The organism is Mesorhizobium sp. P2_A12 (assembly GCF_056405075.1).
In genome coordinates this window covers 40,045-55,552 of record NZ_JBFUCU010000019.1, presented here as the reverse complement: position 1 = coordinate 55,552, position 15,508 = coordinate 40,045, and the positions used below count along the sequence as shown (strand labels likewise).

Below are 15,508 nucleotides of genomic sequence, written 5' to 3'. Positions count from 1 at the left end.
GCCAAGTCCTTGACGCCGAATGGTTTTCCGGCTGCATGCTCGCGCGTCAAAATACTTTAGTCTAGACTTGACAATTAACGGCGACCCCGCAATACTCAAGTCCATGCTTAACTATTCCGAGATCGACAGCATCTTGCGGGCTCTGGTCGAGCCCACCCGCCGCCAGATCCTGGAAAAATTGAGCCGCGGACCGGCCACCGTCAGCCAGCTGGCGGAACCGTTCGGGATGACGTTCGCCGCCGTGCTGCAACATCTGCAGGTGCTGGAAGCCTGCGGGCTGATCCGCAGCGAAAAGATCGGACGGGTGCGTACCTGCCGGATCGAACCGGGCGGGCTTGCCCCGCTCGCAGACTGGATTGCTGAACGCCGCATACCGGCGGAACGTCACCTCGACCGACTTGGCCAGATCCTGGCCGACACAGATCAATCGCCCCCGAAAGTTCAAGATCAGGAAAAGGACGAACAGACATGAACCAAATCGCCCCCGTGAAAGACGAGCATTCCGTCATCCACTCCACGTTCACCATCGAGCGGACCTATCCGCAATCGCCTGCCCAAGTCTTCCATGCCTTCGCCGACAAGGCGACCGTGCGGCGCTGGCGGATCGAAGGCGATGGTTTTGCCATCGCCGAATTCAGCTTCGATTTTCGTGTCGGCGGCGGCGAGGTGTCGCGATTCAGCTATGCCGGTGGTCCGGAGATCAGGCTCGACGCGCAGTTCCAGGACATCGTTGCCGACCAGCGCATCGTCTTCTCCTACAGGATGGCGATCGGGCCGCAGCCAATGTCGGCATCCCTCACCACCGTCGAACTGACCCCCTCCGGCAATGGCACGCGGCTGACCTATACCGAGCAGGGCGCGTTTTTCGACGGTGTCGATTCCGCGAAAGGACGGGAAGAGGGAACACGCGGGCTGTTGGACGCGCTTGGCGCGGAACTCCAGAAGTCGAAGTAAACCGGTCCGCTGCCCGGCTCTAGCTCAGGATCGTCGGCCGTTGGTTGCGATCCAGATGACGTGGCGGGCGCCACGCTTGCCGTTGGCGCGCGTGTTGATCTCCTCGACAGCAAAGCCTGCCTGCTTCAGCCGCCGCGTGAAGCCGCCGTCGGGGCCTTGCGACCACACCGCCAGGACACCGCCCGGCTTTAGGGCGGTGCGCGCGGCTCCCAGCCCCTGCAGGCTGTAAAGCGCGTCGTTGGATTTGTGGACGATGCCTTGCGGGCCGTTGTCGACATCGAGCAGGATGGCGTCCCAGGCAGCCGGCTCCGACCGTATCAACTGGCCGACGTCGGCCTCCTCGACAGTGACGCGCGGATCGTCGAGGCAGCCGCCAAATACCTCGGCCATCGCGCCGCGTGCCCAGGCGACGACTGCCGGCACCAGCTCCGCAACGACGATGCTGGGATCATTGCCGAGTTCGGCGAGGGCGGCGCGCAAGGTAAAACCCATGCCGAGCCCGCCGATCAGCATTCTCGGCCGCCGATGGCCGGCAATCCTTTGGCAAGACAGTTTTGCCAGCGCTTGCTCGGAGCCGCTGAGGCGGCTGTTCATCAACTCATTGGTGCCGAGCATGATCGAGAATTCGGAACCGCGCCGCTTGAGGCGAAGCTCTTGTTGGCCGTCTGGGGTCTTTGCCGAATCGAGCTGGACCCAGGGGATCACGGGCTTTCTTTCTGTTTGGCCGTGACCTTATCCGAAACGGCCTAGACCGCGACAGCCGGCTGGCTCCAGCGGGCGGCGACAAGCCGGTAGGGGATCAGCGCCACAATGGCGATGATCAGCTTCACACTGAGGTCGCCGAGAGCCCAGGAGATCCAGCGCATGGCGTCGACATGGAACACACCCATCAGTGGTGCGGTTTCGAGCGCGAAACTGTCGTTGGGACCAGCGAAGGCGAAAGCGGCCGAGAAAGCGACGGTAAAGAACACGGCGGTGTCGAACACCGAGCCGACCAGTGTGCCGACGATCGGCGCCTGCCACCAGCTCTGCCGTCGCAGCCGGTTGAACACGGTGACGTCGAGCAATTGCGCACAGAGGAACGCAGCACCTGACGCCGCGGCGATGCGCACCAGCCGGTCGGCCGCGGTCTCGAATTCCATCAGGCCGTGGCGGAAAAGGAAGGGCGGGACGAGGATCGAGCAGATGACGGCAGTCATGAAGCCGACAAAGACGATCCTGCGCGCCACGGCAGGCCCATAGCGGCGGTTGGCGAGATCGGTGACCAGGAACGAGAAGGGATAGGTGAAGGCGCCCCAGGTCAAAAGGTCGGCCAGCGACAGGCTGCCGATCTGCCCCTGCATCGGGAACTGCACGAGAATGTTCGATGCCACGACGACAAGCGCCATGGCGGCCACGAAGGGCAGGTATCGCGAGAAGGAACTCATTTTTTTATCCTGGGTAATGGAACCAGCGGAGCGTTATTCCGAAACCGAATCACGCTCGCTTTGTTTGAGCATCGGAAGCCACTTTGAAAGGCTTGGATCCGATGCCCAAGGCGGTCGTCCCCCGCCTTTAAACGATGTTAGGCAGCAGGCTGATCGGCAAGCTTCTTGGCGATCTGCTTCTTCAACAGACGCGCGCGCTGCGACAGTTCCTTGACGTCGGCCTTGGCCAGGAAGGCATCCAGACCGCCGCGATGTTCGACCGAACGCAGGGCGTTGGCCGAAATGCGCAGGCGCACGTTCTGGTTCAGCGCTTCCGAGATCAGCGTCACATTGACGAGGTTCGGCAGGAAGCGACGCTTGGTCTTGTTGTTGGCGTGGCTCACATTGTTGCCGGACATGACTGCCTTGGCAGTGAGTTCGCAGGTGCGGGACATAGTTCTAACCTTCAGTTCTCGGGTCTGCCAAACCTTTATGCCCACGCCGGGTGGCGCGCGGTTCTGGTCAGGCGGCCTTATGGAAAAAGTTGGCGTTCCATAGTTGCATTTCGCCGGTGCGTCAAGCTCCGGCATGCCCACGGACGCGCCCGGCATTTCATATTAAGGCCGGAATTCATCCTATAAGCGGTCTGACAGGGACATGCCAGCCCGGAGTTGCCCGCCTCCGGCCAAGAATCAAGGACCCGATGCCGCCATGCTTCGTTCCTCTCTCGCCCTTGCTGCCGTGCTCGCCATCGCCTTGCCGTCCGCCGCCACAGCTGCCTCGCCGCAGTCGTTCAAGGGCGAGTACATCGTGTCATTTTTTGGTCTTTCGATAGCGAAATCAACGTTTTCCAGCCACTATGAGAACGGCGCCTACGCGATCGAAGGCAGCGTCAGAGCTGCCGGTCTCGCCAAGCTGTTCGACGATACCCAGGGCACGGTCTCGTCCAAGGGCACGATCTCGGGCAAGAAGATGGTGCCGCAGGCGTTTCGTGCCGATTACACCTCCGGCAAGAAGGCATCGGTGGTCGATATCCGCTTTGCCAATGGCACGGTCACCTCGACGCAGGTCATCCCGGCGCCGGACAAGCGCGATCCCAAGAGCTGGGTGCCGATTGGCACCGGCGACCTGGCATCGGTGCTTGATCCGATGGCCGCCACGGTCATCCACGCCGACAGCCTAGACCAGGTCTGCGGCCGCACGGTGAAATTCTATGATGGCGAGATGCGCGCCGATCTGACGCTGACCTACGCGTCGAAAGGCACGATCTCGGTGCCGGGTTACAAGGGCGATACCATCACCTGCCGGATGGGCTTCGATCCGGTGGCGGGCTATCGCAAGGGCCGCAAGGCGCTCAACTACCTGAAGGACCGCAGCCGCATGATGGTGACGTTTGCGCCGCTCGGCCAAACCGGCGTATATGCGCCGATCCACGCCACGGTTGGAACGCAGATCGGCACCTTGACCATCAGCGCCAGGCGTTTCGAAGCGGTACAATAGGTCAGGCGCGCCACTGGGGACAGAACGGGGCGCACCACTGGAGACAGAATGGGGCGCGCAACACTCATAGGCTTTTCGGCGGTCGCCATGTGGGCGCTGCTGGCGCTGCTTACGGATGCCTCCGGCCAGGTGCCGCCGTTCCTGCTGTCGGCAATCACCTTTTCGATCGGCACCGGGGTCGGGTTTGTCGCGCGGCTGGTCATGCCGGCCCCCGACAAGAGCCAGAAGATACCGCCGCAGGTTTGGCTGATCGGCATTGCCGGGCTGTTCGGCTACCACTTCTTCTACTTCACTGCGCTGCGCAATGCGCCGGCGGTGGAGGCGAGCCTGATCGCCTATCTGTGGCCGCTGCTCATCGTGCTGGGTTCGGCGCTGATGCCGGGCGAGCGCCTGGCCTGGAACCATGTCGTCGGCGCGCTGCTCGGCCTTGCCGGCACCGTGCTGATCGTCACCAAGGGCGGCGGCCTCGCCTTCGATGCCCGCTACGCCTTCGGCTATGCCATGGCCGCCGTCTGCGCCGTGCTGTGGTCGTCCTATTCGCTTTTGTCGCGGCGCTTCCCGTCGGTGCCGACCAGCATCGTCACCTGGTTCTGCGCCGCCACCGCGGTGCTGTCGCTCGCTTGCCACCTGACGCTGGAAAAGACCGTGCTTCCGGAGGGTGCCGGCCAGTGGCTGGCCGTGCTCGGGCTTGGCCTGATGCCTGTCGGCGCGGCCTTCTACGCCTGGGATATCGGCGTCAAACGCGGCAACATCCAGGTGCTCGGCGCGGCAAGCTATGCGGCGCCGCTATTGTCGACGCTTGTGCTGATCGCGGCCGGCGTCGCCGAGCCGTCGCTGCGCGTCCTCGCCGCCTGCGTGCTCATCACCGGCGGGGCGGCGCTGGCGGCAAAATCGCTGTTCCTGCGCAAGCCGGTCGCGACGGAAAGCGGAGCCAAGGCATGACGATGCCGTTTGCAGGCGGCATCGACGCCAATGCCAATGCGACGTTGATCTTTTCGCTGGTGGCGGCGGTGATCTACGCCTTCATATCAGGCATGCCGCCGACGCTCGCCCGCTCGGCGGCAAAGACACTGGCCGTGGCGATGCTTGCCGTGCTGGTGGCGCTGCAAGGCGGCCCGCTGCTGCTGGTCATCGCCCTTGCGCTCAGCGCCGCTGGCGATGCCTTCCTGTCGCGCGACGGCGAAAGGGCCTTTCTCGGCGGGCTGGCCAGTTTTCTCGTTGCCCACATCGTCTATGTCGCGTTGTTCTTGCGCAGTGGCGGCGGCCTGGAGTTGCTTGGCGCCGAGTCGTGGCGCGGGGCGATCGCGCTGGCAATGGCGGCGTTCGCGATCGTCATGCTGGCGGCGCTCTGGCGGCGTGTCGGTCCCGGCCTGCGCATTCCGATCGTCGCCTATGTCGCGGCCATCCTCGCCATGGGCGTTTCGGCACTGACGACGGGCAGCGTCTCGATTGTCGGCGGCGCGCTGCTGTTCATGGCATCGGACGGGTTGCTCGCCGCGGAAAAATTCCTGGCGGCCGCCATCTCGCCGCACCGCGTCTGGATGCGTTTGGCCGTCTGGGGTCTCTACTACGCCGCCCAACTGGCGATCACCCTAGGATTCCTGCTGAGCTAGGGGTTCTCGCTGAGTTGGGGTTGTTTCGGCTGCCAGCCGGGCTCTGCCAATTCGAAGGTGGCGAACTCAAAGCCTGGAGCGACTGTGCAGCCGACCAGCGTCCATTCGCCCAGGCTGCGCGCCGATTGCCACCAGCCTGCCGGGATGACGACCTGCGGCCGCTCGCCTGCCGCCAGGTCGATGCCGAGCACCTGCTCGAACACGGCGCCATCTTCCTCACTCATCGACAACGCCAGCGGGGCTCCGGCGTGGAAATGCCAGACCTCGGTGGCGTCCTTGACCCGGTGCCAGGCCGAAACCTGGTGCTGTTCCAAAAGGAAATATATCGCGGTCGAATGGCCGCGCGCGCCGCCGGCGCCGTCGCGAAACGTCTCCGCATACCAGCCACCTTCCGGATGCGGCTTCAGGCCGAGGATCGCGATGATTTCGGCTGCGCTGGTCATGGGTTCCGGACCATCCTGTGCTTAGAAATTATCCTTGCGTTTGCGGATTTCGGCGAACACCTCGGCGTCCGAGGCCTTCTCCAGCCCAAGATGCTTGCGGATCGCCGGGTCGTGCCAGCGCAGGAACGGATTGGTCGACAGTTCCTCGCCGATCGTCGTCGGCAGCGTCGACTTGTTGTCGGCCCGCAACGCCTCGATCTTGGCGGCACGTTCCTTCAACGCCGAATTGGTCGGGTCGACGGTCAGCGCGAAACGGGCGTTGGAGAGCGTGTACTCGTGGCCGCAATAGATGACGGTCGCGGCGGGAAGCGCTGCAAGCTTTTTCAGCGACTCGTACATCACCGGCGGCTTGCATTCGAACAGCCGCCCGCAGCCCAGCGCAAACAGCGTGTCGGCGGTGAACGCCACCTTCGATGCCGGCAAGTAGTAGGAGACGTGGCCGGCGGTATGGCCAGGCGTGGCGATCACCTCGATGCGTTCATCGCCGAGATGAACGACGGAACCGTCTTCGACGGTTTCGTCGATGCCGGGAATCTTCGCCTTTTCCGCTTCCGGGCCGATGATGCGCAGCTTGAAGCGCTCCTTCAGCGCCAGATTGGCCTCGACATGATCGACATGGTGATGCGTGGTCAGGATCATCGTCGGCGTCCAGCCGGTGCGCTTGAGCGCGGCCAGGATCGGCGCTTCCTCGGGCGCATCGATGATCGCGGTCTGGCCGCTTTTGGGGTCATGCACCAGCACGCCGAAATTGTCGCTGCGGCAGTTGAACTGTTCGATTTCGACCGGCATCGCATCTCTCCGTTGTCGCCGCAGACATAGGGCGCCAAGGCGCCGATGTCATCCCGGAATGTCGAATGACATTCCAGGGAGATGACAAGTGTCACTCGGGAATGTCGACCTCGTCGAGGCCTTTTGTTGAAACCCGCCGATATCACGGCTACATCCCTCGCATGCATTCCGACATCGTCGATCTTCGCTCCTTCTATTCGACAACGCTCGGCCGGTTCGCCGAGCGCTCGATCACCATGGCGCTGTCGTCGATCTGGGCGGCCGTGCCCAATGAGCGGCTGGTCGGCCTCGGCTACACCTTGCCGTGGCTGGAGCGTTTCGGCACCGATGCCGAGCGGGTCTTCGCCTTCATGCCGGCAACGCAAGGCGCCGTGGTGTGGCCGGCGACGGGGCCGACGGCGACGGCATTGGTCTTCGACGAGGAGCTGCCGCTGGTCGATTCCTGCATCGACCGCATGCTGCTGGTCCATTCGCTCGAACATGTCGAAAATCCGCGCGAAACGCTGAACGAGATCTGGCGGGTGCTGTCGCCGGCTGGCCGCGTCGTCATCGTCGTGCCCAACCGGCGTGGCGTCTGGGCGCGCTTCGAGCATACGCCGTTCGGCAATGGCCGGCCGTTCTCGCGCGGCCAGCTCACCGAACTGCTGCGCGAGACGAATTTCACGCCGGCAGCCTGGTCCGATGCGCTGTTCTTCCCGCCATCGCGGCGGCGCTTCATGATGCGCTTCCAGAACGTGCTGGAACGCGCCGGCCGGCGGCTGTGGCCGATCTTTTCCGGTGTCATCGTCGTCGAGGCGCAGAAGCGGCTCTATCAAGGCGTTCCGGTCGCCCAGCGTGCCTCGCGTCGCGTCTTCGTGCCGGTGCTGTCGCCGCATGGCGCCACGCGGCTCGGCCGTCAGAATGAGGCCGGGGATGCCAGGCCATCGGCTGCGGGGGTGACGGCTTCGTGATCGCGACAAGAACGCCTGGGGCCTTGTCCCACCCTATCTGTCGCAAGGGGGCTCGCAGCCCATTTGAACGACGGATGCGATCAAGTCTCTCCATCCGGTTTCAGCACTGAACGCAAGGACCTCAGCTATGGCTGATCAACTGGACAATGCAGCCACCGTTCAGCCGGCTGCCATGGCGGTCGAAGCCAGCAGCCTGCGTGATCAGGTGGCGACGATCAGGCAAGCGCTGACGGGATCACCGGTTCGCAGCTGGTTGCTCTGGACATCGGGCGGCATCATGGCCGTCATCATCGCAACGTCGATCGGTCAGGTCCTGCTCAACCGCTGGAACCAGCCTTTCTACGATGCGCTTGCGCGCCGCGACATGGCGGCCTTCCTGCACCAGCTTTTCGTCTTTGCGGCAATCGCCGGCGGACTTCTGGTGCTCAATATCGGCCAGACCTGGCTCAACCAGATGATCAGGCTGAAGCTGCGCGAGGCGCTGACGCTGGATCTGATCGACCAGTGGATGCGGCCGGCGCGGGCCTTTCGTCTTGCCAATGCCGGCGCCATCGGCGTCAATCCCGATCAGCGCATGCAGCAGGACGCCGCGCATTTGTCCGACCTGTCGACCGATCTCGGCGTCGGCTTGCTGCAGTCATGCATCCTGCTCGTGTCCTTCGTCGGCGTGTTGTGGGAACTGTCTTCGGGCTTCGTGTTCCATGTCGGCGGCACCTCCCTGGCCATACCGGGCTACATGGTCTGGGCCGCCATCCTTTACGCCGGTACCGCCTCCTGGCTGAGCTGGCTGGTCGGGCGACCGCTGATCCGCCTCAACAGCGACCGCTACACACGCGAAGCCGAGCTGCGCTCATCGATGGTGCGCGTCAACGAGAATGTCGATGCCATCGCGCTGTACCATGGCGAGGCCGATGCCAGGCGACGGCTCGGGCTTGACCTCAGCACGGTGCTGGGCGCCATGCGCCGCATCTACACCGCCCAGATCAACCTGTCCTGGGTGACCGACACCTATGGCTGGATCACCGTCGTGGCACCCATCCTGGTCGCCTCGCCAGTCTATTTCTCGGGCGAAATCAGCTTTGGCGGGCTGATGATGGCGGTCGGCGCCTTCAATCAGGTTCACTCTTCGTTGCGCTGGTTCATCAATAACATCGGCAGCATCGCCGACTGGCGTGCCACGCTGATGCGCGTCGCCGACTTCCGCATCGCGCTCAATGAGACCGATGTGCTGCACGACAAGGAAAGGCGCATTGCCTTCGGCGAGAACGCCAATGGCAGCCTGACTTTCGAGAAGCTTGAAGTGGCCTCGCGGGACGGCTGCACCAAACTTGCCGACCAGCATGTCGAAATCCGCCCCGGCGAGCGCGTCATGATCACCGGCGACCCGGGCGCCGGCAAGACGTTGTTCTTCCGCGCCATTGCCGGCCTGTGGCCATGGGGGAGCGGGCGGATCGGCCTGCCCGCGGGAGAAAATCCCATATTCGTGCCGCGCGTCCCGTATTTCCCGACCGGTACGCTGCGCGAGGTTCTGGACCACCCGAACGGACCTGCGCCGGCAAGCGACGCCGACATTTCGGCGGTGCTTGCCGAAGTCGGGCTTGGACGGCTGTCATCCTCACTCGATCGCAGCGCGCGCTGGGAGCATGAGCTGGGCGATGACGAACAGCGTTCGCTGGCCTTCGCCAGGCTGGCCTTGCGGCAGCCGAAGTGGGTGATCATCGACGAAGCCCTGGACGCGTTCGACGGACCCTCGCTGCGGCGCGTGCTGTCGACACTGGAGAAGCGCTTGCCCGGGACCGCGATCCTCAACATCGGACGCGGCCTGCACAACAATCAGTTCTTTCCGCGCGCGTTGACGATCGTCAAGGATACCGGCGCGCAGGCGCTGAAACCCGTCCGCGTCAGGGCCGGTGCGATCGACCCGCCGCCGGCGACCGCCCGCCGCAAGAAATAGGCTGTTTTCCCGGGGCTACGGGCTCCAAGCTTTATTTTGCCGCGATCGCGAAGGAAGATTTCCCAAAGAAACAACCTTGGCGTCGGCCATGCTTGATGCTTTGCGCCTGCTTGCCTGTCTTGCCTGTGCCCAGGCTACTCCGGTCGCTCCGCCGCCGGATGCGCTGGCGGTCGATGTCGAACTGGTGCTGGCGGTCGACATTTCGCTGTCGATGGACGAGAAGGAGTTCGCCCTGCAGCGCGCCGGTTATGTCGAGGCGCTGCGGCACCCCGATTTCATCCAGGCGGTCCGCGCCGGCAAGACGGGTCGCATCGCGCTCGCCTATTTCGAATGGGCCGGCACGGTGCGCGACGACGCGATCATCGACTGGCAAATCATCGACAGCGCCGAGAGCGCCAACAGCTTTGCCGACAAGGTTGCGGCCCGACCGTTCCGCAGCTTCCGCGGCACCTCGATTTCCAGTGCACTGGCTTTCGGCACCGAGCTTTTCGATCGCCCTTCTTTCGAGGGCGAACGCCGCGTCATCGATATATCTGGCGATGGTCCCAACAATATCGGGCCGCCGGTCACCGCGACGCGCGATGCGGCAACCGCCAAAGGCATCGTCATCAACGGCCTGCCGATCCTGATCAATCCGTCACCAACCTTCAGCCATCTCGACCAGTATTATGCGCAGTGCGTGACCGGAGGGCCTGGTTCCTTCGTGTTGCCGATCTACGCTGCCGCCGAATTTTCGACCGCCATCCGGCGCAAGCTGATCCTCGAAGTGAGCGGCATTCAAGAGAGGACGAGGGTCATCCCCGTCGACGCTGCCGCGCCTGTCGACTGCCTGAAAGGCGAGCGGGACAGACGGTTTTTTTCGGACCCGTATTTTCCGGAACTCGACCGATAGCTTTCGTCGTAGTGACAGGGGTCAGGCCGGACGGGCCTCGAACTTTTGCCGAAACTCATCGTGAAGGTCGCGGCGCCAGCGCCGGCCATAGACATAGCCATTGATCAGTTCGGGCAGCGAGTAGCCGAGGTCTTTCGACGAACGGTTGGCCATGTAGCCCGAGAAGGCTTCCGGAATCCGGCACTTCAGAATATCGGAAATGATCTGTCGCGTGATCATGTAGGGCGGAATATGCGGGTAGGAGCGGGCAATATTCGGGTGTTTGCGCATCAGGTTCGCATAGGCTTCGACATAGCCGTGGCGGCGTCGCGAAATCGAATTCTCCGAATTGTGCTTCGTCCAGTCGATGTTCTGAGACAATTGCGCACCGAAGCGCAGGGCAAGACGCAGCAACAATTCCCGATCTTGCATCCGGGCGATGTCGCTGTCGTAGCCGCCGATGGCCAGCAACGCCTCACGGCGGGCGGTTATCGCCGATCCTGCGATCAAGATTGTCTCCGCGACCAGCGTTCGTTCCAGCGTGGCCGAGTTGAGGAATGCATCGCGATTGATGCAATTGGTGGCGTGTCCGCCCTTCAGGGAGACATAGGAGCTGATCAGCACTTCGAGCGCGGGATCGGCATCGAACCAGGTCAGTGTCCGTTCGAGCCTGTGCGGCAGATAGACATCGTCGGAATCGAGGAACGTCACGATGGGGGCGCGCGCGCGCTCGATGCCTGCATTGCGGGCGGCATTGGCGCCTCGCCATTTCGCGCCGACATAGATCAGTCGCGGATCGCGAATGCCGGCCAGCGCCGCCGCTGTTCCGTCCGTCGAGCCATCGTCGACGACAATATGCTCGTACCTCGGCATGCTCTGGGAAAGTACACTTTCCACGGCGCGCAATACCGCCTCACGCCTGTTGTGAGTCGGCGTAATCACCGTGATGAGAGGAGCGTGCACTGTCTTCCCGGTCATACTGCGTCAGCCATTTCCAGCGCAAAAAATACGCTTCCTGCCAGATCTTTCGATCTTCAGGACGGTCAAATGGATCGGACTCCCCCTTCGATATCCCCCGTATTGGTCACGACGCTACGAAAAACAAGCGCACCTGTCACCCCACAGGGATGCTGCTCAATGCGTGTGAAATGACGAATTCCAGAATCTAGCGCTTCAACTGCAACACTATTGCCGCGCGTTTTGCTTGCGAATCGCCCTTGCGATGAATGACGCGTCTAGAATCCGAATGCATTCCACTACGTAAGACGTAATCGCATCGCGCCGGTGTTTGGGCAGATTGCCGTGGCGAGGTCGGCTGGTCGGCTTCGGTTCCAGAGGAAGTACCTGTCATGACAGCCTACGCCGTTGCCCATATGCGCCAAGCCGGGATGGGTCCGCAACTCGTTGAATATCTGCAAAGGATCGACGCAACGCTGGCCCCTTTCAGCGGCCGTTTCCTGGTCCATGGCGGCGATATCGAGGTCATCGAAAACACCTGGCCGGGCCACCTGATCATCATCGAATTTCCTGACAGGCAGCACGTATGCGGGTGGTACAATTCGGCCGCTTACCAGGCGATACTGTCGTTGAGGACCGACAACTCGGAAGCCGATGTGATCTTCGTTGACGGCGTAGAACATCCGCATATGGCCACGGATGTCCTTGACCCAGCGTGAAGTCGACAGGAAAAGCGCGTAGCGCTTTCCCTGAGGGAATTGCGTCCAAACGAAGAGATAGAGCAGCGAGATTACCGTTTCAGCAAGAACACCGCCTGCTGGCCGAAGAAGTTCCAGAACCACCATGGCATCGACAGGCCGATCTTCTGGCCATTGGCGTCGAGCGCGGTTGCTTTTTCCACGGTGGCGCCAAGCTCGTCGCACAGATTGACGAAGTCGCGGATGGTGCAGAAATGGATGTTGGGCGTGTCGTACCAGGAATAGGGCAGGTCCGTGGTCACCGGCATGCGGCCATTGAGGAACAACGACATGCGGACCCGCCAATGGCCGAAATTGGGGAAGGACACGATGGCGCGATTGCCGATCCTGAGCAGTTCCTTGAGAACCAGCTTCGGGTTGCGGGTGGCCTGCAAGGTCTGCGACAGGACGACGAAGTCAAAGCCCTTGTCGGGATAGAACTCGAGATCTTTGTCGGCGTCGCCCTGAATGACGCTCAAGCCGCGTGCCACGCATTCGTTGACGCCACGCTGCGACAGTTCAAGGCCGCGGCCGTCGACCTGTTTGGTGTCCTGCAGCAATTCGAGCAGTGAGCCATCGCCCGAACCGACGTCGAGCACGCGCGACTGTGGCGGGATGAGGTTGGCGACGACTTCGAGGTCGACGCGCTGGTTGCGGGTGACGTTCATGGCTTCGCCTCCTGCTTGGCGCATGATCCCGATCCGGAAAGTCTGTAACTTTCCGGGGTCATGCGCTGAGCCCTCGCGCCCGCGCCGCGGAGCCGATGAAGCCATTGATGGCGGCAAACAGTTCCGGCTCGTCGAGCAGGAAGGCGTCGTGGCCGCGATCGGTCTCGATCTCGACAAAGGACACCGACGCGCCGGCCGCATTGAGCGCATGCACGATCGAGCGGCTCTCTTCGGTCGGAAACAGCCAATCCGAGGTGAAGGACACCAGGCAGAAGCGGGTTTTCGTACCGGCGAACGCATCCGCCAGCCGGCCGCCATGGTCGGCGGCGAGGTCGAAATAGTCCATCGATCGCGTCATGTAGAGATAGGAATTGGCATCGAAGCGGTCGACGAAAGTCATGCCCTGGTGGCGCAGATAGCTCTCGATCTGGAAGTCGGCGTCGAAGCCGAAGGTGAGCGCCTCGCGATCCTGCAGATTGCGGCCGAACTTCCGGTGCAGGGCGGCTTCCGACAGATAGGTGATGTGGGCGGCCATGCGCGCCACCGCCAAGCCCTTTTCCGGGCGTTTGCCGTGCTCGAAATATTTGCCGCCGTGCCAGTCCGGATCGGCCATCACGGCTTGCCGGCCAACCTCATGGAAGGCGATGTTCTGTGAGGAATGGCGCGCGCCGGTGGCAATCGGCAGAGCCGAGAAGACGCGCTCCGGATAGCTCGACGCCCATTCCAGCACCTGCATGCCGCCCATCGAGCCGCCGAGGACGCAAAACAGTTTTTCGATGCCGAAATGGTCGATCAGCATCTGCTGGGCGCGCACCATGTCGCGGATGGTGATGATCGGCAGGTCGAGCCCATAGGGCTTGCCGGTGGCGGGATTGGTCGAGGCCGGGCCGGTCGAGCCCAGGCAGCCACCAATGACGTTGGAGCAGATGACGAAGAAACGACTGGTGTCGATGATCTTGCCGGGGCCGATCAGCACTTCCCACCAGCCCGGTTTGCCGGTCACCGGATTGGTGCTGCCGACATGCTGGTCGCCGGTCAGCGCATGGCAGACGAGGATGGCGTTGGAACGGGCGTTGTTCAGCGTGCCGTAGGTCTGGTAGGCGATCTGGAACGGCGACAGCAGTGTGCCGGCATCGAGCTTGAGCGGCTTGTCGGGCCCAAAGCGCAGCACCGGGCTCGACGGCTGATCAGCCTCGTTGTTGGTTTTTCCAGCGCGCAGAGCGGCCATTGCATCCATCTCACACTTTGAATCCGCACGGTGCTTTCGAAATTGGAGGCCAATGCGGTGTCCGGCCGGCACGGACAACAAAAAAACCGGCATTGCAGTCGCAAAGCCGGTTACAGGATGCAAACGGCCCTTTAGCAAGTTGTTTAACGTGGCTGCAAGCCGACCGGCCAAATCACCACGGAAGTTCTCACCCCTTCTAGGACTGCGGCACGCCGGCGTCAACGGCCAGCCGTAGTCCAGAGGCTGCCACCTCTCGACATTGCGAGCCGTGGCTTGTATTTCCGCTGCGGCTTCCAGGCGGAAGCGGTCTCGACGGATTTTACGACATGAGCCAGACACCGGACAAGGCACGTCCAACCCCGCGCGCGGGCATCATGGATATCGACGCCTATGTGCCGGGCAAGAGCACGGCGCCCGCCGGTGTCGCCAAGGTGTTCAAACTGTCGTCGAACGAGAACCCGCTCGGTCCGTCGCCGAAGGCAATCGAGGCAGCGCGGGAGATTGCTGCGAAGCTCGACGTCTATCCCGACGGCACCGCCAGGCGGCTGCGTGAGGCGATCGCCGAGGTGCATGGTCTCAATCCGCAGAACATCATCTGTTCCAACGGCTCCGACGAAATTCTCGGCCTTTTGGCGCAGACCTATCTCGCTCCCGGCGACGAGGCGATTTTCACCGAACACGCCTTCATGGTCTACAAGATCTACATCCAGTCGGCCGGCGCCACTCCGGTCGCGGTCAAGGAGACCGATGAGTGTGCCGACATCGATGCGATGCTGGCCGCGGTCACACCGCGCACGAAAATCGTGTTCCTTGCCAATCCCAACAACCCGACCGGGACCTATGTGCCGTTCCAGGAAGTGCGCCGCCTGCATGCCGGCCTGCCCAGAAATGTGCTTCTGGTGCTCGACGCGGCTTACGCCGAATATGTCCGCCGCAACGATTATGAAGCCGGCATCGAACTGGTCGGCGGCGCCGAGAACGTGGTGATGACCCGCACCTTCTCCAAGATCGGCCTCGGCGGGGCGCGGATCGGCTGGATGTACGCGCCGATGCACATCGTCGATGCCATCAACCGTGTGCGTGGCCCTTTCAACGTCAATGCGACGGCGATCGAGGCCGGCATCGCCGCGATCCGTGACCGCGACCACGTCCAACGCAGCGTGATGCACAACGAAACGTGGCTCACATGGCTGAGCGAGGAGTTTGGCAAGCTCGGGCTGCGGGTGACGCCAAGCGTCGGCAATTTCATTCTGATCCATTTTCCCAACGACCAGAAATATTCGGCTGCCGCGGCGGACGATTATCTGACGGCGCGCGGCTATATCCTGCGGCGCGTTTCCGGCTACGGCTTCCCCAACGCGCTGCGCATGACCGTCGGCACCGAAGAGGCCAATCGCGGCGTTGTCGCCGCTCTCACGACTTTCCTGAAAAGCTAGAA

The 15,508-nt window shown here is 62.7% G+C and carries 18 protein-coding genes and 1 riboswitch; of the genes, 10 read left to right on the top strand and 8 right to left on the bottom strand.

What is annotated here, in order from left to right; all coding sequences use genetic code 11:
• The first annotated feature begins 103 nt into the window (after nucleotides 1–103).
• Both AC1DZU_RS28980 and AC1DZU_RS28975 read left to right on the top strand, forming a co-directional pair.
• Nucleotides 104–472 carry an ArsR/SmtB family transcription factor gene (locus AC1DZU_RS28980; protein WP_477290014.1) on the top strand — a complete coding sequence of 123 codons (369 nt, stop codon included), beginning with the start codon at nucleotides 104–106 and terminating at the stop codon, nucleotides 470–472.
• Complete coding sequence (locus tag AC1DZU_RS28975) at nucleotides 469–954, top strand: SRPBCC family protein (protein ID WP_477290012.1); 486 nt, start codon at nucleotides 469–471, stop codon at nucleotides 952–954. Before AC1DZU_RS28980 ends, AC1DZU_RS28975 begins: the two co-directional genes overlap by 4 nt.
• 24 nt (nucleotides 955–978) lie before the next feature.
• On the opposite strand, the gene AC1DZU_RS28970 is transcribed toward AC1DZU_RS28975, so the two are convergent.
• From AC1DZU_RS28970 to rpmB, 3 genes are all read right to left on the bottom strand, one after another.
• Entirely contained in the window at nucleotides 979–1,659 is a 681-nt protein-coding gene (locus AC1DZU_RS28970; RefSeq protein WP_477290010.1) for a hypothetical protein, read from the bottom strand.
• 41 nt (nucleotides 1,660–1,700) lie between these two features.
• Nucleotides 1,701–2,381 carry a queuosine precursor transporter gene (locus tag AC1DZU_RS28965; RefSeq protein WP_477290008.1) on the bottom strand — a complete coding sequence of 227 codons (681 nt, stop codon included), beginning with the start codon at nucleotides 2,379–2,381 and terminating at the stop codon, nucleotides 1,701–1,703.
• 137 nt (nucleotides 2,382–2,518) lie between these two features.
• Nucleotides 2,519–2,815, bottom strand: coding sequence for a 50S ribosomal protein L28 (rpmB, locus tag AC1DZU_RS28960; RefSeq protein ID WP_091585249.1), 297 nt, complete (start codon nucleotides 2,813–2,815; stop codon nucleotides 2,519–2,521).
• Between the two features lie 256 nt (nucleotides 2,816–3,071).
• On the opposite strand from rpmB, the gene AC1DZU_RS28955 reads away from it, so the two are divergent.
• Genes AC1DZU_RS28955 through AC1DZU_RS28945 form a run of 3 tightly spaced genes read left to right on the top strand, consistent with a single transcriptional unit; the run spans nucleotide 3,072 to nucleotide 5,473 of the window.
• Nucleotides 3,072–3,860, top strand: a complete 789-nt coding sequence (locus tag AC1DZU_RS28955; protein ID WP_477290006.1) for a DUF3108 domain-containing protein — start codon at nucleotides 3,072–3,074, stop codon at nucleotides 3,858–3,860.
• 48 nt (nucleotides 3,861–3,908) lie between these two features.
• Nucleotides 3,909–4,802 carry an aromatic amino acid exporter YddG gene (gene yddG, locus AC1DZU_RS28950; RefSeq protein ID WP_477290004.1) on the top strand — a complete coding sequence of 298 codons (894 nt, stop codon included), beginning with the start codon at nucleotides 3,909–3,911 and terminating at the stop codon, nucleotides 4,800–4,802.
• Nucleotides 4,799–5,473 (top strand): lysoplasmalogenase, encoded by a 675-nt coding sequence (locus AC1DZU_RS28945; protein ID WP_477290002.1) that lies wholly within the window; start codon nucleotides 4,799–4,801, stop codon nucleotides 5,471–5,473. Before yddG ends, AC1DZU_RS28945 begins: the two co-directional genes overlap by 4 nt.
• Here the strand turns inward: AC1DZU_RS28945 and AC1DZU_RS28940 are convergent.
• Together AC1DZU_RS28940 and gloB are read right to left on the bottom strand one after the other, a co-directional pair.
• Nucleotides 5,470–5,916, bottom strand: coding sequence for a cupin domain-containing protein (locus tag AC1DZU_RS28940; RefSeq protein WP_477290000.1), 447 nt, complete (start codon nucleotides 5,914–5,916; stop codon nucleotides 5,470–5,472). The two genes, AC1DZU_RS28945 and AC1DZU_RS28940, sit on opposite strands and share 4 nt — an antisense overlap.
• A gap of 21 nt (nucleotides 5,917–5,937) precedes the next feature.
• Nucleotides 5,938–6,705: a hydroxyacylglutathione hydrolase gene (gene gloB, locus AC1DZU_RS28935; RefSeq protein WP_477289999.1), complete on the bottom strand. Its 768-nt coding sequence runs from the start codon at nucleotides 6,703–6,705 to the stop codon at nucleotides 5,938–5,940.
• Nucleotides 6,706–6,866: 161 nt separating this feature from the next.
• Here gloB and AC1DZU_RS28930 point away from each other — a divergent pair, with 161 nt between their 5' ends.
• From AC1DZU_RS28930 to AC1DZU_RS28920, 3 genes are all read left to right on the top strand, one after another.
• Nucleotides 6,867–7,655: a class I SAM-dependent methyltransferase gene (locus AC1DZU_RS28930; RefSeq protein WP_477289998.1), complete on the top strand. Its 789-nt coding sequence runs from the start codon at nucleotides 6,867–6,869 to the stop codon at nucleotides 7,653–7,655.
• A 127-nt stretch (nucleotides 7,656–7,782) separates the two neighbouring features.
• Nucleotides 7,783–9,609 (top strand): ABC transporter ATP-binding protein/permease, encoded by a 1,827-nt coding sequence (locus tag AC1DZU_RS28925; RefSeq protein WP_477289997.1) that lies wholly within the window; start codon nucleotides 7,783–7,785, stop codon nucleotides 9,607–9,609.
• Nucleotides 9,610–9,697: 88 nt separating this feature from the next.
• Nucleotides 9,698–10,501: a DUF1194 domain-containing protein gene (locus AC1DZU_RS28920; RefSeq protein WP_477289996.1), complete on the top strand. Its 804-nt coding sequence runs from the start codon at nucleotides 9,698–9,700 to the stop codon at nucleotides 10,499–10,501.
• 21 nt (nucleotides 10,502–10,522) lie between these two features.
• Here the strand turns inward: AC1DZU_RS28920 and AC1DZU_RS28915 are convergent, their stop codons facing one another.
• On the bottom strand, nucleotides 10,523–11,458 hold the full coding sequence (locus AC1DZU_RS28915; protein WP_477289995.1) for a glycosyltransferase family 2 protein: 936 nt from the start codon (nucleotides 11,456–11,458) through the stop codon (nucleotides 10,523–10,525).
• A gap of 371 nt (nucleotides 11,459–11,829) precedes the next feature.
• Between AC1DZU_RS28915 and AC1DZU_RS28910 the strand changes: the two genes are divergently transcribed.
• Entirely contained in the window at nucleotides 11,830–12,156 is a 327-nt protein-coding gene (locus AC1DZU_RS28910) for a DUF1330 domain-containing protein (RefSeq protein ID WP_477289994.1), read from the top strand.
• A gap of 71 nt (nucleotides 12,157–12,227) precedes the next feature.
• On the opposite strand, the gene metW is transcribed toward AC1DZU_RS28910, so the two are convergent.
• Together metW and metX are read right to left on the bottom strand one after the other, a co-directional pair.
• Nucleotides 12,228–12,842: a methionine biosynthesis protein MetW gene (gene metW / locus AC1DZU_RS28905; protein ID WP_095084894.1), complete on the bottom strand. Its 615-nt coding sequence runs from the start codon at nucleotides 12,840–12,842 to the stop codon at nucleotides 12,228–12,230.
• A 58-nt stretch (nucleotides 12,843–12,900) separates the two neighbouring features.
• On the bottom strand, nucleotides 12,901–14,070 hold the full coding sequence (gene metX / locus AC1DZU_RS28900) for a homoserine O-acetyltransferase MetX (RefSeq protein WP_477289993.1): 1,170 nt from the start codon (nucleotides 14,068–14,070) through the stop codon (nucleotides 12,901–12,903).
• Nucleotides 14,071–14,181: 111 nt separating this feature from the next.
• Nucleotides 14,182–14,259, bottom strand: a riboswitch (SAM riboswitch).
• Nucleotides 14,260–14,396: 137 nt separating this feature from the next.
• Here metX and hisC point away from each other — a divergent pair.
• Nucleotides 14,397–15,506: a histidinol-phosphate transaminase gene (gene hisC, locus AC1DZU_RS28895; protein ID WP_477289992.1), complete on the top strand. Its 1,110-nt coding sequence runs from the start codon at nucleotides 14,397–14,399 to the stop codon at nucleotides 15,504–15,506.
• Nucleotides 15,507–15,508: the final 2 nt, after the last annotated feature.